Origin of the sequence: Limnohabitans sp. 15K, assembly GCF_002778285.1 — a bacterium.
Classification (GTDB): domain Bacteria; phylum Pseudomonadota; class Gammaproteobacteria; order Burkholderiales; family Burkholderiaceae_C; genus Limnohabitans_A.
Window position 1 is genome coordinate 1 of record NZ_NESM01000002.1, and the last position, 24,573, is coordinate 24,573.

Annotated in this window: 16 protein-coding genes; 2 read left to right on the forward strand and 14 right to left on the reverse strand. The window is 55.1% G+C overall.

What is annotated here, in order from left to right:
• Positions 1–315: 315 nt before the first annotated feature.
• From B9Z40_RS08890 to B9Z40_RS08900, 3 genes are all read right to left on the reverse strand, one after another.
• Positions 316–2,637, reverse strand: a complete 2,322-nt coding sequence (locus B9Z40_RS08890; RefSeq protein WP_143473945.1) for an alpha/beta hydrolase domain-containing protein — start codon at positions 2,635–2,637, stop codon at positions 316–318.
• Between the two features lie 305 nt (positions 2,638–2,942).
• Positions 2,943–4,106 carry a DUF1501 domain-containing protein gene (locus B9Z40_RS08895; RefSeq protein WP_100173021.1) on the reverse strand — a complete coding sequence of 388 codons (1,164 nt, stop codon included), beginning with the start codon at positions 4,104–4,106 and terminating at the stop codon, positions 2,943–2,945.
• Between the two features lie 4 nt (positions 4,107–4,110).
• Positions 4,111–5,457 (reverse strand): DUF1800 family protein, encoded by a 1,347-nt coding sequence (locus tag B9Z40_RS08900; RefSeq protein WP_100173022.1) that lies wholly within the window; start codon positions 5,455–5,457, stop codon positions 4,111–4,113.
• A 211-nt stretch (positions 5,458–5,668) separates the two neighbouring features.
• Here B9Z40_RS08900 and B9Z40_RS08905 point away from each other — a divergent pair, with 211 nt between their 5' ends.
• Entirely contained in the window at positions 5,669–6,949 is a 1,281-nt protein-coding gene (locus tag B9Z40_RS08905) for a serine hydrolase (protein ID WP_100173023.1), read from the forward strand.
• A gap of 156 nt (positions 6,950–7,105) precedes the next feature.
• Here the strand turns inward: B9Z40_RS08905 and B9Z40_RS08910 are convergent, their stop codons facing one another.
• The 11 genes from B9Z40_RS08910 to aceE all read right to left on the reverse strand — a co-directional run bounded on the left by B9Z40_RS08910 (position 7,106) and on the right by aceE (position 21,920).
• On the reverse strand, positions 7,106–8,077 hold the full coding sequence (locus B9Z40_RS08910) for a tripartite tricarboxylate transporter substrate binding protein (RefSeq protein ID WP_100173024.1): 972 nt from the start codon (positions 8,075–8,077) through the stop codon (positions 7,106–7,108).
• Between the two features lie 27 nt (positions 8,078–8,104).
• Positions 8,105–9,076, reverse strand: a complete 972-nt coding sequence (locus B9Z40_RS08915; protein ID WP_100173025.1) for a cupin domain-containing protein — start codon at positions 9,074–9,076, stop codon at positions 8,105–8,107.
• A 13-nt stretch (positions 9,077–9,089) separates the two neighbouring features.
• Positions 9,090–9,911, reverse strand: a complete 822-nt coding sequence (locus B9Z40_RS08920) for a fumarylacetoacetate hydrolase family protein (protein WP_100173026.1) — start codon at positions 9,909–9,911, stop codon at positions 9,090–9,092.
• A gap of 16 nt (positions 9,912–9,927) precedes the next feature.
• Entirely contained in the window at positions 9,928–10,899 is a 972-nt protein-coding gene (locus B9Z40_RS08925) for an ABC transporter substrate-binding protein (protein WP_100173027.1), read from the reverse strand.
• 25 nt (positions 10,900–10,924) lie between these two features.
• The gene (locus B9Z40_RS08930) at positions 10,925–11,659 is read right to left on the reverse strand and encodes a class II aldolase/adducin family protein (protein ID WP_100173028.1); all 735 of its coding nucleotides are present in this window, start codon (positions 11,657–11,659) and stop codon (positions 10,925–10,927) included.
• A gap of 7 nt (positions 11,660–11,666) precedes the next feature.
• On the reverse strand, positions 11,667–12,635 hold the full coding sequence (locus B9Z40_RS08935) for a tripartite tricarboxylate transporter substrate binding protein (RefSeq protein WP_158238073.1): 969 nt from the start codon (positions 12,633–12,635) through the stop codon (positions 11,667–11,669).
• A 2-nt stretch (positions 12,636–12,637) separates the two neighbouring features.
• Positions 12,638–13,624 (reverse strand): tripartite tricarboxylate transporter substrate binding protein, encoded by a 987-nt coding sequence (locus tag B9Z40_RS08940; RefSeq protein ID WP_158238074.1) that lies wholly within the window; start codon positions 13,622–13,624, stop codon positions 12,638–12,640.
• Between the two features lie 11 nt (positions 13,625–13,635).
• Positions 13,636–15,333: an FAD-dependent oxidoreductase gene (locus tag B9Z40_RS08945; RefSeq protein WP_100173031.1), complete on the reverse strand. Its 1,698-nt coding sequence runs from the start codon at positions 15,331–15,333 to the stop codon at positions 13,636–13,638.
• Between the two features lie 368 nt (positions 15,334–15,701).
• A complete protein-coding gene (gene lpdA / locus B9Z40_RS08950) occupies positions 15,702–17,546 on the reverse strand; it encodes a dihydrolipoyl dehydrogenase (RefSeq protein ID WP_100173032.1) in 1,845 nt (614 codons plus the stop codon).
• 9 nt (positions 17,547–17,555) lie between these two features.
• Positions 17,556–19,208 carry a dihydrolipoyllysine-residue acetyltransferase gene (aceF, locus tag B9Z40_RS08955; protein ID WP_100173033.1) on the reverse strand — a complete coding sequence of 551 codons (1,653 nt, stop codon included), beginning with the start codon at positions 19,206–19,208 and terminating at the stop codon, positions 17,556–17,558.
• A 15-nt stretch (positions 19,209–19,223) separates the two neighbouring features.
• On the reverse strand, positions 19,224–21,920 hold the full coding sequence (gene aceE / locus B9Z40_RS08960; RefSeq protein WP_100173034.1) for a pyruvate dehydrogenase (acetyl-transferring), homodimeric type: 2,697 nt from the start codon (positions 21,918–21,920) through the stop codon (positions 19,224–19,226).
• Between the two features lie 132 nt (positions 21,921–22,052).
• Here aceE and B9Z40_RS08965 point away from each other — a divergent pair, with 132 nt between their 5' ends.
• Complete coding sequence (locus B9Z40_RS08965; protein ID WP_100173035.1) at positions 22,053–24,569, forward strand: PAS domain-containing sensor histidine kinase; 2,517 nt, start codon at positions 22,053–22,055, stop codon at positions 24,567–24,569.
• The last annotated feature ends 4 nt before the right edge of the window (positions 24,570–24,573 follow it).

The window sequence follows — 24,573 nt, forward strand, 5'->3', positions numbered from 1 at the left end:
CCAAAACGAAAGGAGCTAAAAACACAGAACAGCTAAACTTATCCACAACCGAATAAGCCAATTCTTTAAAAACCAGTGGCTCAATATTCGATGCAAACACTGGCTCAGTTTGTCTGGCTAATCAACACGTTGAAAAAGATCTTCCCCAGAAAGCCTGATCAAACAAGAAAGCCGCCACCCTTTCAGGTCGGCGGCTTCTTTTTTATCGCGAAGCGTTCACGTCTTGTTTGGCTTTAGGTCTTTGCAGAGGCCTTGCACAACAACTGCCACCGAGGCCATCCATCTATTCCTCAACATTCAGACGTGAACCCAAGGTCATTGCTGGCCCAACTTGGCAAAGTTAGGTTGAACACTTTGCATCAAGCCACGGTTTTTGTACAAGACGGCATCGTCAGGCAGCATCAGCTTGTCAGCGACCAAAGCGTCCACAGCAGCGTTCCATTTCGCCAGATAACCAGCAGGATTGGTGTACAACTCTTGGGCACTCATGCGTGGGTCTTTGGCGTTTTTGCTGCCCGTGTTCAAGGCAAAGGCCAGTTGTGAGGTGTTCAAGCCGTTTTGATCGCCCTGAACATAACCCGGGTTCCGCAAGCTGTAACCCACAAAGGTGGCCAAGGGCACTGCACTGTCAGGCATTTTGACGCCCGCTTTGCTATTGCCTTGCGTGTCGGACGTGGGCAAATGCACCACGTACATCTTGCTGGTGGGCACCGTGGGGATGACGCTCTCGTCGTTCAGCGACAAGGTGTTGTAAACGCCATTAAAGCCCAAGCCCAAAGCCGACAAATCCGGTGCTGTCAGACTTTGAGGATTGGTTGTGGCAACGGCCATGGTGCCATCGGACACTTTGGGCCAGTTGCTCGCCAATGGTGTACCTGTTCCTTTGGCCCAACCTTCAAGGCTACTGAGCAAAGCACGGTAGAGAGCGGTACTGGCGTTCAATGCGCCGGGAAGTGTTGCCACGGCGGTGCCTGCGCGATCCACACTGTAGTCAGGTTGACTCTTGGCGTTGTTGGCCAATTGTTGTGGGCCATGTGATGTGCCTGCTGAGTAGAACAAACGCACATTGGACGGGATCTCGAGATCTTTGCCCGCGCCGTCGGTCGACACCAAGGAAGCGCGTGCGCCAGCAAACTCAACCGGGCTGTCGTACTGATAGACCTTGGGACAGGTGTTGAGTTCGGCACACTTTTTCATCAGGCCATCGGTCTTGCCAGACAAGGGGTCTGTGATCGTCGAATAGGCAAATGGGAACTGGTCACCCGGGGTGTAATGCGTCTCGTGTTGGCGCGAATAGTCGCCGGGCTTGGCCCAACGGTAGTTGGTGTAGGTTTTGCGTGAACCGCCGACCAAAGGCAACATGCCATCGAAGACCATGCGCACTTGACGATCTGCATTGAAACCCATCCACAAGAAGTCACGCAAGTACCGGCCTGATTGAGAAATGCCCGTGGCCAGCGTGGTCTTGATGCGCCCGGCAACGGGATTGGCATTGCCAACCTTGTCTTGTGTTTCATAACGCAAGAAAGAAATCAAATCACGCACGCCCAAAAAGCCCAAGCCCATGGCCTTGGGGTCGCTGGCGGTGTAATTGAAGTGGTAAATGGAGCCGTTGTCGCTCCCATTGTCCAAGGCGGCTGCATATTTGGCATCTGCCTTGATTTTGGCGCGGTCAATGGACACATAACCGAAACCTGTTGCCGTGGTGTTGCCGCCTTCAGCCACACCCGAGCCCGCTGTGTATGTCCACATAGAAGGGTCGACCTCGATGGGGGCATCGGTGGCTGTTTTGCGGATCCACAAGCTGGCAGGACTGGAGGTCACGCGCGGATAGTACGTGCCCAAAAGACTGCTGGTCGCGTTATCTGCAATGAATTCGTCTTGCACCCCTCCGGTGATTTTTCCGCCAGTTGCATCTTTGGCGACCGGTAAGGTCATCCCTGGTGCATACCAGGTTTTGGTGCTGGTGATGGCCGCTGTTGGGCCGCTCAGTGATGAGGGGCGATCGCCCTGCCATCCGGACAAGACCACGGTCATGCCTTGTTTCATCAAATAAGCACTGCCTGCGCCCAAACCGGTGGTCACCGTACCGGTGGCAGTGGTCGGAATCACCGGGGCAACGTTGTTGAACAAATCGTTGCCTGAGCCATCGTTTAAACCTTCTAATGCACTGGTGTTGGTGCGGTTGTTGACGATGTAAAGCAGGCTACCGCTGGCTTTGGCGGCATCGCTGGGGGTCAAGATGACCACATCGAATTTGTAATTCACCATGCCCGAGGTATCGGCAGAGTTTTTGAGGTCGACAATGGTGGCAGCGCACGGATCGTTCGGATTGACTTTGGCCGATGCCTCAGCCAGGATGTAGTCGTAGGTGCCAACGTTGCCAAATTGGGCGCCGTTGAATGCAGGCGCTTTGCCCTTGGTGACCAAAGACTCGATCCATGAGTTGGTGATTGGACATGACACCGTCAAGTCTGGGGCCACCAAAGCAGACTTGGATGCTGGGATCACGGGTTGTGGAAAAAACGGGGTACTTGAACCGCAGGCCACAAGCATGGCGGCTGTTGCACTCAATCCAAGCAAGGCTTGAACAGATTGGCGTGTGGGCAGTTTGTCTCTTTGAGTAGGTTTGATCACGAGGTGTTCTCTTTCATCTTCGTTGATTGAAGTCGCTCATTTGGACTTCTGCGCTCAACTTATGCCAAGCAAAACGGAATGAACAGAGGGTAAATACTCGTGTGAAAAAAATTCGGAACTGGATCGCTCAGCCTATTTCATCCATGTTTCAGAGTGCTGCGCCTGTGCTGAAGACAGCCAGATGCTATCGGGACCACATGGGTTCTAGAGCTAATGTATGAGCACAACACACATCAATGCTGAGCCATTGCATCGCTTTCTGCGATCTATGACGAGGATCGTTTTTGGTGATTTTTATTGTCTGTTCAGACCCGCCACAAATTGTCGAGCGCCTGAGTTGTGTTTGGCAGCACAGCGTTCATCGCCACCGTACTCAACTGAAATTGCCTTTGCACAATGGGCATGATCACCGAGCGGATGTCCCGCGTTGGCCGCAAGTCTCGACCCTCTAACAATTCCTGCCGTCCCAGTCCCGGCCAATCGGTCAAGACTTGGCCGCCTGCAACTTGACCACCGGCGACAAACGCAACGCCGCCTGTTCCGTGGTCAGTGCCTTGACTGCCGTTCCAGATGGCTGAACGGCCAAATTCGGTCATCACCAAAACTGTCGTTGTGGCCCAATGCGCCGAAAGCGATTCACGCAAGCTCGCCATCGCTTCGTCCAGCGCAGGCAGCATCCGACCCAGACGCACTGTTTGTTGGCTGTGTGTGTCCCATCCACCCACTTCGAGCCAAGCGACGCGCGGACCACGAGGTGCAGATAAAAAGGTGCCCGCTTGTTTGGCCAAAGCGGTTAAACCGGCACCCGTTGAAGGTTCTGTCATCATCGACTTGTCATGCTGTTCCATGGCTTGGGCCAGGGCGCTGGCCAGAGGGACATCGTCGGCGTACATCGCGGTGATCCGATCGAGCGTGTCTTGTGACTTGTTGGGCCTGCGGCTGGGCGTCCAGGTATTGGCACGGTCCGCGCCGCGAAGGGCCAAGGGCATGGCGTGCGTCATGGCCACAGCGGAATGCTGCGAGGCTTGCAGCGCGCGCGCCAGCCAACCGGTGCTCAAAACAAAGGGCCGGTCGCCACCACTTTCGAGTTGCTGCTGGGCATCAAAGTGCGACCGTTCTCGGTAAGAGCTGGCCACGGCATGCACAACCGTCAATTCTTTGTTGAGATACCAACGGTGCAAATTCGCCAAGCCAGGGTGCATGCCAAAGGTGCTGTCCAATGGCAGCGCGGCAGGTGTTTCTAAGCCGCCGCGCAAGGCCGACCATGCGGGGTCACCCATTGCCGGCACAGCAGCCAAGCCGTCCAAAGCACCCCTGAGAAGCACCACAACCAAACGCTGTTCAGAGGGCAAGTGATCCGTTTGTGCGGCCATTGCGAGTCGCGCTGGCAAGGTCCCTGAGGCAAGGATGCCCGCGCCCAAGGCCAGTTGTTGCAGATGCTTACGGCGCGAAAATGTTGGACTTGTCATGGGCTTATCTCCGCATCAGTTCAGGACTGGCCAAGGCAAACGCCAGTGCTTGGACGCCACTTTCGGCGCGTGCGATAGTTTGCGAAGTGCTTGTGCTCAAGTTGGGGCCAAAGGCCTGCTGCATCAAATTTCTCGCATCCAGGTCTTTGCCGTAGAGCTCGCCATAACGCTCAGCCCACTGAATCCGTTTGAGGACCGTGTCAGGAGAAAGCCAATCCGCACTGAGGTCGGGCCAGCCCTGAGGTGATGGCGCTCGCGCCAATGCTTGTCCCATGGTTTGCACCCAATACGCAGAATTTTCAACACTGATGATTCTCTTTTGCATCAGGCGATGCGCAGAGATCAAGCATTCTTCGGGGCGCTTGAATTTGGGGGAATGGTTGTCTTGCCAGCTCAAATCGTGGCTGAACAAGGCCAAAGCCACGGCTTTGAGATCGCCATCGGTGCGGCGAAATTGCGCGGCAACGGATTGGACCAGTGCCGCCGGTGGGGTATCGGTCACAAAGTGACGACACAGCTTGCTGGCCATGAAGTCAGCGCATGCAGGATGCCTGGCCAAGTCGGTGAGCAGCAAATCGAGTGCGTGAGGGCCCTCGGGATAGGTGTTGCCCAGGATGGTTTTTTTGCCAGGTTGATGCAGGTTTTCTACGAACCTTGTCACACCTGCTGTGTTGGGGCTCACGGTCCAGCCGGTTAACAATTTGGCAGTTTGGGTCACGTCGTCTTGCGTGTAGCCCGCGTTCACCCCCAAGGTGTGCAGCTCAAGCAGCTCGCGGGCCAAGTTCTCGTTCAGACCCCTGTCTCGTCGACGCCCTGCGATGGATTGTGGACCGATCGATTGCGCATTGTCCAAATACAACAACATGGCCGGATGAACGATGGCAGCGCGCAAAAGCTTTTTGTAATCGCTGAATGCATGTGGGCGAATGGCTTCGTATTCGTGCGGCCAGACCAAGGCCAGTGTGCTTCCTTTGGTCGCCGCAACACAAAAATGATTCGCCCAAAACTGAACCCACCGTTCAGCAACCGGTGTTGTTGTTTGCGTCATGTGTTGCCAGCGTTTTTCTAAACCATGGAGATTGGTTTGTCGGAGCAACTGCCGCGCAGGTGTCATGGGGCCCAAGGCGTCTTGGGGCTGGTTGGTGCTGGGTGGTGTGCTTGGATTTAGTGCCGCCTGCACGACATCGCGCGAGATTTGCCAAGCTTTTGCACTGTCAATCAGACCCGCAGTGTCAAACGCTGCAGGCCGGTCAAATTGCGCCAGGACCCAAGACTGTGGGTCATTGGCAAGGGTTTGCAGCTGAGGCTGCGAATAACCGAATCGATGGGATGCCAGATGGGCGGCACGCATGGGCACGAATCCTCTTCAAGCTGGAGGGGGTCTTGTGACAATTTACACCCTTTGTGATGAAACTTGATGGAATCGCCGTTCTTTTTTTTTCTGAAAGCAACGTCACAAGAAAAGCGTTACCCATGTGACAGGCCGGTGAGACAAGAGGCTGGATCATGATCAAAGGGTTTACTTTGAACCCTTGAGGCCCCTCATAACAAGGAGACAAACCATGAAACCATCTCGCACGCTGTGTGCTTTTGCCCTTCCCTTGCTTGTTTTCATGAGCGCTGGCATCTGTGCTCAGAATCTGCCCACGACCAAAGCCGAGGATGTGGGCCTCTCGTCAGAGCGACTTGCCCGTATTGGCACCTGGATGCAAGGGGAAGTGAATGCCAAACGCGTCCCTGGCGCCGTTGTGATGGTCGTGCGCCAAGGAAAGGTGGCCTATTACGAACAGGTAGGCCAACAGGACACTTTCACACAACGCCCCATGGCAAGGGACAGCCTGTTTCGAATTTATTCCATGACGAAGCCCATGGTCTCTGTGGCCACCATGATGATGGTGGAAGAAGGCAAGATCACGCTTGAAACTCCGATCTCGCGGTACATCCCTGCATTTGCCAACAGCAAAGTCGGGGTGGAAAAAGTGAACCCCACCACCGGAGTCAAGAGCTTGGAGCTCGAGCCCATGCGTCGACCCATCACCGTTCAGGACATGTTGCGCCACACATCCGGTCTTACCTATGGGTTTTTCGGAGATTCGTTGGTCAAGAAAGCTTACCTGGACGCTGGTGTCGGTGTCAGCGGAGATTTCACGAACGAGGAATTTGCCAACAAGCTGGCGGCACTTCCGCTGCATTACCAACCCGGCAGCACTTGGGACTACAGCTATTCAACCGATGTATTGGGGCGCGTACTTGAAGTAGTTGCCGGCAAACCGCTTTACGCCTTGCTCAAGGAGCGTCTTTTGGACCCGCTTGACATGAAGGACACCAGTTTTTACGTCACAGATACCGCCAAGCAGGCGCGCATTGCGGAGCCTTTGCCGGACGACAGGGTGATCGGTGCAGGCGCCACGGTCGGCGATCCACGTATCGCCATGAAGTTTGAATCTGGTGGCGGGGGCATGGTCTCCACGGCTGACGACTACGCGCGCTTTCTGTCCATGCTGACCTCGGGCGGTGTCTACAAGGGAAAACGGTTCCTGAGTCCACGCACCATTGAGTACATGTCAGCCGACCATCTGGGCAGCAGCGTAGCCACGACGCCCCTTTATCTTCCCGGAGCGGGGCATGGTTTCGGCTTGGGCTTTGCAGTGCGCAAGGTTACCGGTGAATCCCCCTGGATTACCCCTGCTGGGGACTACTGGTGGGGTGGCGCTGGCGGAACATACTTCTGGGTCGACCCCAAATCGGACATGTTTGTGGTCTTCATGATGCAGTCGCCCAAGATGAGAACGGTGTACCGCTCGGTGCTCAGAAACATGGTTTACGCAGCGGTGGAAAAGTAAACTAATTTTCGACCGGTCCCCTGCTTATGATCTATTTGAAGCGCCAATATGAAGATGATCAAGTAACACGCTAAATGGTGCGCGACTTTTGCGCCCATTGGGACATGCCCGTAGGCCGGACGGGCATGGGTTCCGGATTGGGAACCTTGATTAATTCTACAAATCGGCTTTGGCGCCTGAAGCCTTCACCACCTTGGTCCACTTAATCACCTGATCATTCAAATACTGTGTGGCTTGAGCAGGCGTATTACCCACCGGAATTGCTCCCAAATCAGACAACTGTGACTTGATGGCGGGATCGCGCATGACCTCGGCAATTTTGGCACTCAGTGTTTGAACAATGCTCGCAGGTGTGCCTTTGGCCACAACAAATGCGAAAAACGAAGACGACTCTGCACCGGACAAACCTGCTTCAGCCATGGTGGGCACTTCGGGTAACTGACTCAGACGTGCATCTGAAGTCACAACCAAAGCCCGCAACTTCCCACTGCGGATGTGGTTCAACACATTAGGCAGGTTATCGAACATGACCTGGATCTGTCCGCCCAACAAATCGACGACAGCAGGCGCTGCGCCTTTGTATGGCACATGCAGCATGGAAGTGCCGGTTTGGCTATTGAACAACTCGCCGGACAAATGGAATGGGGTACCTGTGCCTGGCGAACCATAGGCCACCGATTTAGGATTGGCTTTGGAATAAGCCACCAACTCTTTCACCGTGCGCACCGGCATGGCGGCATTCACCACCAAGACGGTTGGAGACTCCGCAAGGATAGACACCGCCTGAAAATCTTTGACCGGGTCATAGCTCAGCGAAGGAAAGAGGCTGGGATGAATACCCAAAATACTGGTGTTGCCCAGCAGCAGGTTGTATCCATCGGCAGGTTCCTTGGCCACAAAGCCTGCGCCAATGGTGCCGTTGCCGCCCACCTTATTTTCCACAAAAAAGTTTTGCTTGAATGCGACGCTCAAGCGCTGGGCGACGGCTCGCGCAACGATGTCATTGGTTGCGCCTGCCGAATAACTCACCACCACACGCACTGGGCGCTCAGGGTAAGCCTGGGCCCACAGCACGCATGGCAAAAATAAAGCCACTGAAACAAAGAGACGTTGGATAAGTTGATTCATCGGAGGTTTCCAGGTTAACAATCGAAATCAGGCAGAGAATGGGCGACCTGTACGGTCCCAACCCAAAAATTGCATCAAAGGTGCATCCGACATCCGGATCAAGACACTGTCTCGGCTTGCGCTGTGCGTATGGGCCTGCCAGTAAGGTATGGCCATGAGATCACCTGCCTGCCAATCAAAGCACTGGTCTTGAATTTTCGTGTGTCCTTCCCCGCGTAAAACGACCCAAATCTCGTTGGGCGTTGCGGCAGGCCGAGACCACTGGGTTTGCGCCTGCATATGAAATACCGTTCGGTCAAAGGTCGCCAATGTGGCCGGGCCCAGCACCAGGCTTTTGACACCCTCGGCTACTTCAGTTGCGGCCATCAAACGCGGCAGATACTCGGCGAAAGCAAAACGCATCGGCGAATGCGGATTGACTTGGGTGCTCGCTTGAGTCCTGTCTGGGTGAACTTCGAAAAACATCGGTCCTAAGAACTGAACCAAGGGAACATCCAGAACATCAATCCAATACGCTTCATCGGTGTTCTGATTGTCGTGGCCGTGGTAACACCCATTGGGTGTTAGCAATACATCGCCCGGCAACATGGGAATACTTTGACCATCGACGATGGTGTAAGTCTTCGGGCTACCCTCCAAAATGATACGCATGGCATTGGGTGTGTGTCTGTGGCTGCGTGCCGACTCACCGGCCTTGACCATTTGATAAGCCCCCACCAAAGACGCGACGGTGGCATAGTCGTTGCCCTCAATCGGGTTGGCCATGATCAGGTTGCGCCGCTCGGCTTTGTCTGTGCCCATCAAGCGGCCTGCCGCATGAAGGGCTGGCCGTGCATCGGTGTATTTCCAATGCGCGGGTACAAAATGAGGCTTGGGTTCCGGGTACAAAGATGGCGTCGGTTTGGCCCAGCCATTTTTCATCTTCACCCGATCGAGCATGCCATGCAGAGCCGCAAGGTCTTGGGCTGTGTCAAAGGGAATTGCGCTTGAATCTGTCATGGCCGTTTTCCGTTTACTTCACGATCAATGTCATCTCACCCACATGCTGAATTTCAATGCGCACACGGTCACCGCGCTGCACAGGTCCTACACCTGCAGGCGTACCTGCCGCAATGATGTCACCCGGGTACAAGGTGGCAACCTTGGAGCACTGCTCAATCATGCCGGGAATGTCCACAATCAAATCTTTGGTGTTGGCATCTTGACGCAATTCATCGTTCACCCAAAGTCGGGTCTGCAGGTTACCCGGATCTGGCACTTCGTCAGAAGTTGTGATCCAAGGTCCAAAGGGGCAAAAAGTATCGTAAGACTTGCGCATCACACGCTCTTCTTTGCCGCGCACCACCATGTCGATCAGGCAGGCATAGCCGAACACATGCTTGTAAGCGTCTTCACGCGAAATATGACGTCCGCCTTTGCCAATCACAATGCCCAATTCACATTCATGGTGAATTTCGCGGCCAGGTAAATCGGGCAACACGATTGCGTCATTGGGGCCCGACAAGGAGGAGTTGGCTTTCAAGAAAAAACCATTCAAATCGGCACGGTTGATCGATTTCATCTCCACGCCATGGGCCAGATAGTTGACCGGAAAGGCCAGTAATTTATTGGGCCAGGAAATCGGCACATTGAGATGCACCGTGGTCACATCGATTTTTTTCGTCAAGGCATGGGTCAATATCCCAGGCATGTTGTGGTCAATGTTTGCAATGAACTGCACCATTTGCACAGGTGGCCAAGCCTGGGTGTCCACATGCAAAGCCTCGGTTAAGTCATAGGACTGGGCACCAACAGTCACACCAATGCGACCGCCATTGAATTGAAAAACTTTCATCGGGATATCTCCAACATCAAACAGGAACAAACAAAGATTCGACCGGCATCACTTCTTTCAAGATGCCCTGCTCCACCATGTACTGCATCATGGTTTCCAAATTCACGCGATTGGCCTCCACGCCATAAGGCCAGGGATCGTCTCCAAAAACCTCATCCAGCTCATCCAGGTCATCGCCCAGCCAGGGCAACATATAACGCAAAGCAGCCAAGTTGCGCATGCGCTTGAGTGCAATGGCTTTGGACTCGCAAAACGCTTTGAATAAAGCAGGCCCGATGTGCGGATGCTTCTCATAGGTCTCGCGTTTGAGGGCCAGCAAATGCATGATCGGAAAAATGCCTGTGCGTTTGTAATAGTCTTTTTCGACCTCCCGAAAATTCGGGAACAAACGCACGATGTCAGGATTGTGTTTGCGGGCATCGGGCAAAGTGGTGCCAATGATGGCGTCAATCAAACCCTCGTCGAGCAACTGGCTCAATGACTTGCCGGATTGGTTGCGCTCGATCGGCACGGATCGCAACATCGGCAAGACAGTGGGCTCACCATGGCTGGTCGGGCTGTTGATCGAGCCTTCAACCCATTGAACTCGGGACAAGTCCACACCGTAATCATGTTCCAAATGTCCGCGCATCCAGATCGCTGCTGTCATGGTGTACAGCGGCACGCCGATGCGTTTGCCTTCCAAGTCCTTGGGCGAGCGTATACCCGCTTTGCGGTTGATGCTGATGAAACCATGACGAAATACGCGTGAAGGAAATACAGGCAAAGCGACAAATGGTGAGCCTCCGGCACTGAGTCGGGTGATGAATTCGGAGCTCGACATTTCGGCCAGGTCATAAGCCTGGTCGCGCGCCATGTTGTCAAAAATCACACGCGGCGCTTCGATGGCCAGAAAGTTCAGGTCTATGCCTTCAGGACGCACCTCACGGGTGTACAAAGGCTGCATGCGGTCGTACAAACCTGAAGCGAATGTCAAAGGAATGTTCATGGTCTTCTCGTTTTAATCCAAGGCATTAACGCTTGGGCGCAGGGCCGGTGTCCGTGCCGGCCAATTGGCACCAATACTCCCACGCACGCCACATTTGCGTCGCCGTGGGTGAGACCTGCGAGCGAATGGCGATTTCGCCTGCCGTCAATGCCTTGACGCTGCCGCCCAGCATCCGTGCCTGCAGTTGGATGGTTGCATTGCGCGGCAAATACACCGAGGTCTTGACCACTTCGACCAATGAACGGCCTGTTGCTGTGAAGCCATGACCACGCATCAACACCACACGGTGGTCAGCCAAACCAGCGGCCATGTCACGGCCTTGCGCCATGTCAATGACCAGCATATTGGTATCGCCAAATTTATCGCGGATATCCCAGATCGGAATCTGCAAACCCATGTCACTGGCCGTGTGGATCACTGGGACCAAGGGGACATCGGAAATGGTGAAGGGCAAGACCGCATCGGCATGGCTGTGCACAACCGCTTGAACTTCTGGACGTTTTTCATACACACCCCCATGAATAAAGCGTTCCAGATAAGGCTGGGGGCCGCCCGGATGAACCGGCTCTCCGTCCAGGTGAAACTCCAAAATATCTTGGGCTGTCACCAATTCAGGACTCAAGGACCTGGACAAGAAATAGCGATTTGGATTTTCAGGGTGCCGCATGCTGACGTGGCCATAAGCATCGACAATGCCTTGGTTGGCGAGAATCCGATTCGCTGCGACCAGTTGCGCGATAACTTGGGGGACTTGACTCATGCTGCTCCTAATTCAAACGTGCGCCAGATTGCTTGACGATGGATTCCCAACGCTTCATCTCTTCGGCAATGAAACTGCGAAATTGATCCGGCGTCATATAGGCAGGCTCCACACCTGCTTGGGCCAAACGGGTTTTGATGCTGGTTTGTTGTGTCGCCACTCTGGCTTCTTGGTTCAATAAGTTGATGATCTCTTTGGGCGTTCCGGCGGGCGCCAAAATGCCAAACCAGGTTGGCGACTCAAAACCTGGAAACCCCAACTCAGAAAGCGTTGGGGTCTGCGGCAGGGATTCAACACGGTTGCCCGCCGCAATCGCGATGGGTTTGAGTACGCCACGCTTGATGTGCGGCATCACCTCGGCCGGCGATGCAAACTGCAGCTGTATACGGCCTGCCACCAACTCCTGTATGGCTTCCCCACTGGATTTGAAAGGGATGTGCTCCATCTCTACGCCCGCGCGCTGCTTGAGCAACTCGCCAAACAAATGCGCTGTGTTGCCAATGCCTGAAGAGCCGAAGTTGAAATTCATTTTCTTGCTCTTCATCAAGGCAATCAAATCTTTCAAATTATCGGCCGGCACAGATTGCTGCGCCACCAGTACAAATTGCATTCGGCCAATGAAGGCAATCGGCGCAAAGTCTTTTAGGGTATCAAACGGTACCGAGGCATACAGGAAGGGATTGGCCGCCAACGCATTGGCTGCACCCAAACCAATCGTGTACCCGTCTGCCGGCGCATGCGCCAGAATGCCCATGCCAATATTGCCACCAGCACCTGCTTTGTTTTCAACAATAAAAGGTTTGCCCAATTGGGTGTTGAAAGCCAAAGCAAATTCACGCCCAAGCAAATCCATGGTGCCACTGGTCCCTGAAGGCACAATGACTTTCACCACTTTGGTGGGATAGCTTTGCGCATGAGCAAAGGACACGAAGCTGCAGAGCAAATACAGACAAAACAGACGTTTCCAGTGGACCATGATCAATTCAACTTCGCACCAGATTGTTTGACAATGACTTCCCATTTGGCGGTTTCTTCCAGCAAGAAATTTTTAAACTGTTCGGGCGACATGTATTGGGGCTCAACACCCGTTTGATCCAGTCGCGCACGCAAGGCAGGTTGCACAATCGCTTTTCTGGTTTCTTCATTCAACAATGCAATGACTTCCTTAGGCGTCCCTTTAGGCGTGATGATGCCAAACCATGTTGGCGATTCAAACCCAGTCATGCCCATCTCAGCCATCGTGGGTGTCGCGGGTAACAAGTTCAAACGTTTGGGGCCTGCAATGGCGATCGCCTTGACTGCGCCTCTGGCAATTTGCGGCAACAACTCCACCGGCGTGCCAAACTGCAACTGCAAGCGCCCAGCCACCACTTCTTGTGTGGCCTCACCACTGGATTTGAAAGGCACATGCACCATCTCGACACCCGCTTTGGATTTGAACAACTCACCGAAAAGATGCGCGGTGTTGCCAATGCCCGAGGAGCCGTAATTGAACTCCATTTTTTTGGACTTCATCACAGCAATAAGATCTTTCAAATTGTCTGCGGGCACGCTGGGGTGGGCCACCAAAATAAAGGGAACGCGACCGATGAATGCAACGGGCACAAAATCCGTTAACGTGTCGAAGGGTAAGTTGGTATATAAAAATCGATTGGTCGCTAACATGTTTGCAGCGCCCAGTCCCAATGTGTAGCCATCGCCTGGCGCTCTGGCCAAAATGCCCAAACCCACATTGCCCCCCGCACCAGCGCGGTTCTCCACAATAAATGACTTGCCCAATGCTGTGGTGTAGGCTTGGGCAAACTCTCTCGCCAATGCATCCACCGAGCCGCCTGGGGCATAGGGTGCAATGATTTTGACAGTCCGATTGGGGTAGGACGCGCCAGCTTGTGTATTGACTTGTGCACACAACCAACTTGGTGCAATTGCAATCAGTGCAACGCAACACCGAAACCAAGAGCTCATGAGGGATCGGCTCATTGATCACCCCCCGCAGCTTGCGCCAGGTTCTGGCTTTGTTCAACCTTGCCGTGTCCCGCAATGACCCGCAACCAAGCGCTCAAATCATGGGGCAGCTCATTGCCCCGCCATGCCACATGGCCATCGGGTCGGACCAAGACAAAGTTCTTTTCATACATGCGTTTTGCCTCGTCGTGATGAAAACAAACCTGTTGTAAGGGCATACCCAATTGCTGAGCAGCATCGGTCAGATTGTGGTTTTTTTCATTGTCTGAGGACACCAAGGTAAACCCTCGACCAAAAAAATCCAAAGTTGATTGCCCAACTGACAGCCAGACGTGCGGGGCGCGGCAACCAACGCGTGTGGAAGGGCGGTAATGAATGGCATCTTCAAATTCGGCATCCACGCGGTCTTGATCTTGCGGCTCTAAATCGATGTTGATGGGTGAGCCCACATAGCGATTGCCCAAATGCATGTTGAGCGAAAACCATTCTTTTTTAAGTCCTTCTGACATAGACAGCCCTACCCGCTCACGCACGGCTTGACCCTCCGCAGAATCCTGCGCAATGAGAGGGCTGCTGGGGACTTGCTTCATGGTTTCCAAGTTGCTGGTTGAAAAGCGCGTGATGCGCACCGCAATTGGCCGACGTTCGACGCCATAAGAGGTGAGTAATTGCGGACCACCCCACCCTTCCAATTGAGCGGCCAGTTTCCAGGACAAGTCCACCGCGTCACCAATGCCTGTGTTCATGCCCAAGCCCCCTGTGGGCGACGTCAAATGACAGGCATCACCGCAAATGAAAACGCGGCCGTCGCCATAACTGTCTGCCACCAACTCGGCGCGTTGCCAAGGCAGAACACTCAAAATGTCCATTTCAAATGGCTGCCCCAGTGCTTGATGCGCAAAGTCACGAAGCTCAGTCTCTGAATAGGTTCGTTTTTCCTTAGCATTGCCAATGATGGACATGCGCCAAAGGTCTTTGCCGTTGATGGCTACGATCGTGGCCCAAGTCCCCGTAGGACCGACAAACATGTAGCGGTATCCGGGTGCCTTGTCATGCAAGCGATTGAATTGCGCGCAGCGAAAAATGATGTTGGTGGTGTAACTGAGCAACCCCTTTCCATGCATCGCAATTTGCAATTGTTCACGTACACGGCTTTTAGCGCCGTCGCATCCCACCAAGAAACGGGCATGTACCTGCTTGTAAACGCCCGTTAAGGCATCTTTCACCACAGCAGTTACGCCTTGCGCATTCTCAGAAAAAGCGTCGTATTCTGTTTGAAACATCACCTGAACGCCCTTTTGACTTTCAGCGAACTGACGCAAGATAGGGTCGAACATATTCTGCGGGCAGCGTTCGCGTTTTTGTGGGCTTTCTGGTGGGGGCTGTTCTTGCCGCATGGACGGCATGGGTTGACGCCCTAACTCAAAGCCTTGCAGGGTCGTAAGATAAACATTGTCTTGGGGGTAGTCCCGGTCATAAGGACTGCACTCCACATCTTTCACAATGCCCCATCGCCTGCAAAACTCCATGGTTCTGATACCCACCAGATCCATTTTGGGCTGGAAGATTGAACCATCGCCTTTGTCAATCACCAAAACTCGGCGACCTCGCCAGCCGAGGTCACCGGCTAAAGCCAAACCCACAGGCCCGGCTCCAATCACCAGTACTTCGGTATGAATTTGCTCAAGGGTCGCATTCAGGTCTGTCATAGAGGGGGTTGGCCTTGTCAATTGAATCATGAAATCAATACACGCCCAATTTCGTAATGTATAACCAAGAAGCCCAGGTAGGCTATTGAATTATTCTCTTGCTGACCAGTTCTGACATGAGCCCAACTCCTTCAGAATGAGCGGACAAGCGCTAGATGACTTCTTTTTTACCCATCTTTCTGACGGCATAAATAGCAGGCAATCGACTTGATGGCGGATGGCGTTTTCCAATCCCCACCGACTGTTAAATTGGTCATTCTGTGCAAATGCACAGCATGCTGCGGGGATTGCTTGTATTCGGAAAGCAAAAAGCCCGAACCGTTTCCAGTTCGGGCTTTTGAATTTGTGCCGCTACCGGCTCATGGCTTTTACTTCTTGCCAGGCGGCAAGTCCGTGCAGCTGCCGTGCGCCACTTCCGCCGCCATGCCGATGCTTTCGCCCAGCGTGGGGTGTGGGTGGATGGTTTTGCCGATGTCCACCGCGTCAGCGCCCATCTCAATGGCCAGAGCGATCTCGCCAATCATGTCGCCCGCGTGCGTGCCCACCATGCCACCGCCCAAGATCTTGCCGTGGCCGTGGGCCTCGGGTGAAGCGTCAAACAGCAGTTTGGTCACGCCTTCGTCGCGGCCGTTGGCAATGGCGCGGCCAGAAGCCGACCAAGGGAATAAGCCCTTTTTCACCTTGATGCCTTGCGCTTTGGCTTGGTCTTCGGTCAAGCCCACCCATGCCACTTCGGGGTCGGTGTAGGCCACGCTGGGGATGACGCGTGCGTTAAACGCAGCAGCAGCCAACTCTTTGTTGCCTTGCAGTTCGCCCGCAATGACTTCGGCCGCCACGTGTGCTTCGTGCACCGCCTTGTGCGCCAACATGGGCTGGCCCACGATGTCGCCAATGGCAAAGATGTGCGGCACGTTGGTGCGCATTTGAATGTCGACGTTGATGAAGCCGCGGTCGGTCACAGCTACGCCCGCTTTTTCAGCGGCGAGTTTCTTGCCATTGGGCGTGCGGCCCACGGCTTGCAAAACGAGGTCGTACACCTGCGGGGCGGGGGCGGTGCCGCCCTCTTCTGCCGGTGCAAACGTGACTTCAATGCCTTCGGGCAAGGCGCGTGCGGACACGGTCTTGGTCTTGAGCATGATGTTGTCAAAGCGTTTGGCGTTCATCTTTTGCCAGATCTTCACCAAGTCGCGGTCAGCGCCTTGCATGAGGCCGTCCATCATTTCCACCACGTCAAGGCGTGCGCCCAGCGTGCTGTAAACGGTGCCCATCTCCAGGCCGATGATGCCGCCGCCCAAGATGAGCATGCGCTTGGGCACTTCTTTGAGTTCCAAAGCGCCAGTGCTGTCGACCACGCGTGGATCGTTCGGCATAAAAGGCAAACGCACCGCTTGCGAGCCTGCAGCGATGATGGCCTTCTTGAAGGCGATCACTTTTTTGCTGCCGTTTTGTTCTTGCGCGGTGCCGGTGGTCTCAGACACTTCGAGGTGGTTGGCGCCGATGAATTGGCCCAAGCCGCGCACGGTGGTGACCTTGCGCATCTTGGCCATGGCAGCCAAGCCGCCTGTGAGTTTGCCGATGACTTTTTCTTTGTGGCCGCGCAGCTTGTCGATGTTGACCACCGGCTTGCCAAAGTCCACGCCCAGGTCAGCCATGTGAGCCACTTCGTCCATCACCGCTGCGACGTGCAGCAAGGCTTTGGAGGGAATGCAACCCACGTTCAAACACACTCCGCCCAAGGTGGCGTAACGTTCAACAATGACGACATTCAAGCCGAGGTCAGCCGCACGGAATGCAGCTGAGTAACCGCCGGGGCCACCGCCCAAGACGAGCACATCGCATTCGATGTCGGCCATCCCTGCATAGTTCTCGCCGAAGGATGAGGCTGTGGGTGCAGAGGCTGCTGCCACTGGGGCAGCGGGTGCTGTTGCAGAAGCGACCGCTTGAGCAGGCGCAGCGGCTGGGGCCGCAGCAGCGCCCTCGCCTTCCAGCACCAACACCACCGAGCCTTGCTTGACCTTGTCGCCGAGCTTGACTTTGAGTTCCTTGATCACGCCGCCGTGGCTGCAAGGAATTTCCATGGAGGCTTTGTCGCTCTCCACGGTGATCAGACTTTGGTCAGATTTAACGGTGTCGCCCACCTTGACCATCAACTCGATCACGGTGACTTCGTCGAAGTCGCCGATGTCGGGGACTTGAATATCAATCAGTGCCATGGTCTGTCCTTAGAGCAACACGCGACGGAAGTCGCTGAGGATTTGACCCAGGAACGCGTTGAAGCGTGCCGCTGCGGCACCGTCGATCACGCGGTGGTCCCACGTCAAAGACAAAGGCAGCATCAGGCGGGGCACAAACTGCTTGCCGTCCCAGACGGGTTCCATGGTGCTCTTGCACACGCCCAAAATGGCCACTTCGGGCGCGTTGATGATGGGCGTGAAGTACTTGCCACCAATGCCGCCGAGGCTGGAGATGGTGAAGGTCGCGCCCGTCATTTCTGCAGGGCCGAGTTTGCCGTCGCGCGCCTTCTTGGCCAGCTCACCCATTTCTTGGCTGATTTGCAGCACGCCTTTTTTGTCGCAATCGCGGATAACCGGCACCATCAAACCATTGGGCGTGTCAGCGGCAAAGCCAATGTGCCAGTAGTTTTTGTAGACGATGGCATCACCATCCAACGAACTGTTGAACTCTGGGTATTTCTTGAGCGCGGCCACACAAGCTTTGATCAAGAACGCCAGCATCGTGACTTTGACGCCGCTCTTCTCGTTCTCTTTGTTGGTTGAGACGCGGAAGGCTTCGAGGTCGGTGATGTCGGCGTCGTCGTGGTTGGTGACAGCCGGAATCATGATGGCGTTGCGCAGCAAGTTGGCACCGCTGATCTTCTTGATGCGGCCCATTTCCTTGCGCTCGATGGGGCCGAACTTGGCAAAGTCCACCTTGGGCCAGGGGATCAGGCCCAAAGCTGCGCCGTCACCGCCCGAAGCTGCAGGGGCTTTGGCCGCTTGTGCCTTGGTTTGGGCGGCACCAGTCATGACAGACTTGGTGAAGGTTTGCACGTCGTCTTGCGTGATGCGGCCTTTGGGGCCATTGCCTTTGACTTCGTCCAAAGGCACACCCAGTTCGCGGGCGAACTTGCGCACCGAGGGTGACGCGTGGGGCAAGCCCACCGCGATGCCACCGGGGGCGTGGGCAGGTGCTGCCACTGCTGCGATAGCCGCCACAGGGGTTGCTGCGACAACGGGTGCCGAGGAAACAGCCACAGCCGCTGCTGGGGCAGCAGCAACTGCAGGCGCAGCTGCAACCACGGTGCCTTCCAAAATGGCCAGCAGGTCACCGATGTTGACGGTGTCGCCCACTTTGACTTTGAGCTCTTTGAGCACGCCAGCAGCCGAGGACGGGATTTCCATCGCAGCTTTGTCGGACTCAACGGTGATCAGCGATTGCTCTGCTTTGATGGTGTCGCCGGGCTTGACCATGACTTCGATGACGACAACGTCTTTGAAATCACCAATGTCTGGCACATGCACTTGCACGGGGCCAGATGCAGCAGGTGCAGCGGCCACGGCAGCCACCGGTACAACCGCAACAGGAGCTGATGCGGCCACAGCGGCAGCCGGAGCAACAGTCGTCGCAGCCACTGCGCCAACGGCTTCGACCACCAACACGATGGAGCCTTGCTTGACCTTGTCGCCCAAAGCGACGCGCATTTCTTTGACCACGCCTGCCGTGCTCGATGGGATTTCCATCGAGGCTTTGTCGGACTCGACGGTGATCAGCGATTGCTCGGCTTTGACGGTGTCGCCCACTTTGACCATCAACTCAATGACGGTCACTTCATCGAAATCCCCGATGTCCGGGACTTGAACTTCTACCAATGCCATGTTTGTCTCCAGCTTTTACGCGTACAGCGGGTTGATCTTGTCGGTGTTGATGCCGTACTTTTTGATCGCCTCAGCCACTTGGCTGACAGGCACTGCGCCGTCTTCGCTCAGCGCTTTGAGGGCGGCCACAACGATGTAATGGCGGTTGACCTCGAAGTGTTCGCGCAGCTTGCTGCGGAAGTCCGATCGGCCAAAACCGTCGGTGCCCAACACTTTGTAGGTGCGACCCTTTGGAATGAAAGGACGGATCTGCTCTGCGTAAGCCTTCATGTAATCGGTCGAAGCCACCACGGGGCCGTTGTGCTTGGCCAGCTGTTGACCCACGAAGGACACACGGGGTGTTTCCATGGGGTGCAACATGTTGTGGCGCTCGGCGTCTTGGCCATCGCGGGTCAGTTCGTTGAAACTTGGGCAGCTCCACACGTCGGCCTGGATGCCCCAGTCGGTGGCCAGCAGGGTTTGTGCCGCAATGGATTCGCGCAGGATGGTGCCCGAGCCCAGCAGTTGCACGCGCTTGTCGCCAGCCGCTCCGGGCTTGCACAAATACATGCCTTTGATGATCTGCTCTTCGGTGCCAGGCGTGAGGCCAGGCATGGCGTAGTTTTCGTTCAACAGCGTCAGGTAATAGAAGATGTTGTCTTGCTTCTCGACCATGCGCTTCAAACCGTGGTGCAGGATGACGCCGACTTCGTGTGCGAAGGTCGGGTCATAAGACACGCAGTTGGGGATGGTGTTGGCCATGATGTGGCTGTGACCGTCTTCGTGCTGCAAGCCTTCGCCGTTCAAGGTGGTACGGCCCGATGTGCCGCCGAGCAAGAAGCCGCGTGCCTGCATGTCGCCCGCAGCCCAGGCCAAATCGCCAATGCGCTGGAAACCGAACATCGAGTAATACACATAGAACGGGATCATGATCCGGTTGGACGTGCTGTAGCTGGTGGCGGCAGCGATCCAGCTGGACATGCCGCCGGCTTCGTTGATGCCTTCTTGCAGGATTTGACCGGCTTTGTCTTCCTTGTAGTACATGACCTGGTCTTTGTCGACCGGGGTGTACTGCTGACCCGCAGGGTTGTAAATACCGATCTGGCGGAACAAACCTTCCATACCGAAGGTACGGGCTTCGTCCACCAAAATCGGCACCACGCGTGGCCCCAGGGCTTGGTCGCGCAGCAACTGCGTCAAAAAGCGCACATAGGCTTGGGTCGTTGAGATCTCGCGGCCTTCAGCCGTAGGCTCCATCACTGTTTTGAAGATCTCCAACGCAGGCACTGTGAAGCTTTCTTCGGCTTTGGTGCGGCGGTGTGGCAAGTAGCCGCCCAAGGCCTTGCGGCGCTCGTGCAGATAACGCATTTCTGGCGTGTCGTCTGCCGGCTTGTAAAACGGCACATTGGCCAATTCACTGTCGGACACCGGGATGTTGAAACGATCGCGCATGTAGCGGATGTCTTCATCGGTCAGCTTTTTGGTCTGGTGGACGTTGTTCTTGCCTTCACCCGCCTTGCCCATGCCAAAACCTTTGACGGTTTTGATCAGCAACACGGTCGGCTGGTCTTTGTGCTTCACAGCGGCGTCGTAAGCGGCGTAGACCTTTTGTGGGTCATGGCCGCCGCGCTTCAAAGCCCAGATTTCGTCGTCGCTCATGTGGGCGACCATTTCAAGGGTACGTGGATCACGTCCAAAGAAATGCTTGCGCACATAAGCGCCATCATTGGCTTTGAACGCTTGGTAGTCACCGTCCAAGGTGTCCATCATGATCTTGCGCAAAGCACCTTCTTTGTCGCGGGCCAAAAGCTTGTCCCATTCGCTGCCCCACAAGAGCTTGATCACGTTCCAGCCGGAGCCACGGAATTCACCTTCGAGTTCTTGCACGATCTTGCCGTTGCCACGCACTGGGCCGTCCAAACGCTGCAAGTTGCAGTTGACCACGAAAATCAAGTTGTCGAGTTTTTCACGAGCGGCCAAACCGATCGCGCCCAGTGATTCCACTTCGTCCATCTCGCCGTCACCACAGAACACCCAGACCTTGCGGTTTTCTGTATTGGCAATGCCACGGGCGTGCAAGTACTTCAAAAAGCGCGCTTGGTAGATGGCCATCAAGGGGCCCAAGCCCATCGACACCGTGGGGAACTGCCAGAACTCGGGCATGAGTTTGGGGTGGGGGTAACTGGACAAGCCTTTGCCATCCACTTCTTGGCGGAAGTTGAGCAACTGCTCTTCAGTCAAGCGGCCTTCTAAGTAAGCACGGGCGTAAACGCCGGGAGAGACGTGGCCCTGGATGTACAGGCAGTCGCCACCGTGGTTTTCGTTCTCGGCATGCCAAAAATGGTTAAAACCGGCACCAAACATGTGGGCCAGCGAAGCGAACGAGCCAATGTGGCCGCCCAAGTCCCCGCCGTCGGCGGGGTTGTGGCGGTTGGCTTTGACCACCATCGCCATCGCATTCCAGCGCATGTAGGCGCGCAGGCGCTCTTCAATTTCGATGTTGCCTGGGCAGTGAGCTTCTTGATCTGGCTCAATCGAATTCACATAGCCCGTGTTGGCCGAAAACGGCATGTCAATGCTGTGCTGACGGGCTTCTTCCAGCAATTCTTCCAGCAAAAAGTGAGCGCGATCGGGGCCTGCTTTTTCAATCACGGCGGACAGGGCGTCCATCCATTCGCGTGTTTCTTGGCTGTCGGTATCCGCGCCATTATGTTGTGGTGTTGCCGCTGTCATGCTTGTCTCCATTTGCTGTTATGGGTCAATGATGCTTGAATTTTCACATAATTTTCCCTTTATTTCAAATCGTGCGTATTGATTTTGTATTGTGAAATTTAAAGACGCTGCCGAGTCACCTAAACTAAGAAGATGGAATTGAACAAAGCAACATTGGTCGTGAAGAAGGTAGGACCGTGGGCTTGGTGGCGCACTTGGTGGCGTCGCCAATCGCCCAACAAACAAGACCGGTTTGCCAATTTGGCACCCGTCGCAGCGGTGGTTCTGTTCTTAGCAGCCATTGCCACCGCATTTTGGTATCTGAGAATTGAAGAGCTCGAGCGTGAGCAAGAAGCCATCAAACGCGATGTGGAATACGCGCAACAGCGTTTACGCCTTCGCTTGCTCGAACGTCAAGAACAGGTCATGCGCTTGGGCCGCGATGTGTCCAACAAAGAAATACGCGCAGAACAGTTTTTGTCTCGCGCCGAAGCCTTTGTACAGCAGTACCCAGAGGTCTTGTCTCTGACATGGATAGATGACCGCAGGCGAATCATCGCCAGCAAAAATGTTTCCAGCATGTCATCGACCAACGACAGACGGGCTGGAACTGTGCTGAAAGTGGGAGAAACAGAAAGTCACTACAGCCTGGCCAGAGACCTGATGCAACCGATTTACGGTCAAGTGCGCGTGGAGTCTGACAGGGATACGCAGTTGACAGTGCTGCAGTTGCACACCCCTTTGAGGAGTGACCAAGGCCGATTCGGTGGCGTGATTTTGGTCGAATACACCATGGAAGGTTTGCTGCGCTACGGCGTACCCACCGAGGTTTTGGCCAAATACGCAGTTGCGCTTCAAGATGGCAATGGCCAACTGTTGGCGGGTCAATCCATACCGGGGCGAGCGACGCTTCGGGGCATGTTGCCGGGCAGTGACAAACCCAACAACGACTACGAAGTGCCCGTTTCACCTGTGGGCAACGACTTGATTTTGAGGGCGCAAGCCTGGAGAACGTCTCAAAGCTTGGTGGGCAGCGGTTTGTTTTGGCTGGTCAATGTCTTGAGTGTCATGACCGCCTGGATGTTGATTGGCAATTGGCGTCACACCCGACGGCGAATCCAGGCGCAAAAAGCACTGGTGGCCGAAACCAACTTCCGACGGGCCATGGAAAACTCCATGCTCACAGGCATGAGGGCACTGGATTTACGTGGACGAATCACCTATGTCAACCCCGCTTTTTGTCAGATGACGGGCTGGAGCGACTCCGATTTGGTCGGGGCTGTCGCTCCCTTTCCTTACTGGCCAGACCAAGACCGCGAATTGCTGATGCAAAGGCTGGAAGAAGAGATCAGCGGCCAGCACTCGGCTGCCGGTTTTCAGGTCAGGGTCAAACGCAAAAATGGTCAGTTGTTTGATGCACGCATGTACGTTTCTCCCCTGATCGACGCTACGGGGGAGCAAACCGGTTGGATGACCTCGATGACCGACATCACGGAGCCCAACCGCATTCGAGAGCAACTGGCGGGCTCTCAGGAGCGTTTCACCATCGTTCTCGAGGCCCTTGATGCATCAGTGTCGGTGGCACCTTTGGGCAGCAAAGAGCTGTTGTTCGCCAACAAGTTGTATCGGTCATGGTTTGGCCAAGACACCGAGGGGCATTTGCGTTTGGTCCAGCAAGCCGGTGCCAGTGACAGCACAGACAAAACCTCGGCAGTGGACGATGTCGATGAGATGGCCGGTTTGCCCACCGTGAGCATCACAGTGGCAAGGTCTGAAAACTCCGAAATTTTCATCACCGATCTTGGCAAGTGGCTCGAAGTGCGCTCCCGTTATATCAACTGGGCCGACGGACGACTGGCCCAAATGGTGATTGCCAGCGACATCACCCCTCGGCGTCAGGCCGAGGAACTGTCCGCACAACAAGCTGAACGTGCACAAAACGCCAGCCGTCTGATCACCATGGGCGAGATGGCTTCCAGCGTGGCGCACGAACTCAATCAACCGCTGACGGCCATCAGCAATTACTGCAGCGGCATGATCACGCGCATTCAATCCAAGCAAGTCAACGAAGACGACTTGTTATCGGCCTTAGACAAAACGGCACGTCAGGCGCAGCGCGCAGGGCAGATCATTTTGCGCATTCGCAGCTTTGTGAAACGCAGCGAACCCAACCGCACCTTGTCGGATGTGTCGGCCATGGTGAGTGAAGCGCTTGAATTGGCCGAAATTGAAATGCGCAGACGCCAAGTTCGCCTGACCCACCACATCGCAGCCCGCCTGCCTCAGCTGTTGGTCGATCCCATCCTGATTGAGCAAGTGCTGATCAATTTGATGAAAAATGCCGCCGAATCCATTGACAACGCCAATCGCCCAGCTGAGCAGCGGCAAGTCGAGTTGCGCATCGTGCCCAAACTCATCGAGAACCAGTCGGTGGTGGAGTTTTCGGTCACCGACACAGGCCCAGGCCTGCCGCCAGAGGCCATTGAACGTGTTTACGAAGCCTTTTTCTCGACCAAAGTCGAGGGCATGGGCATTGGCCTCAATTTATGCCGCAGCATCATCGAATCGCACCAAGGCAGGATTGGCGCCGAGAACCTCTACAATGCCGCCGAGGTGTCGGGTTGCCGGTTTTCCTTCTGGATACCGGTCGAAGCCACTTTGAACACCTAACCAC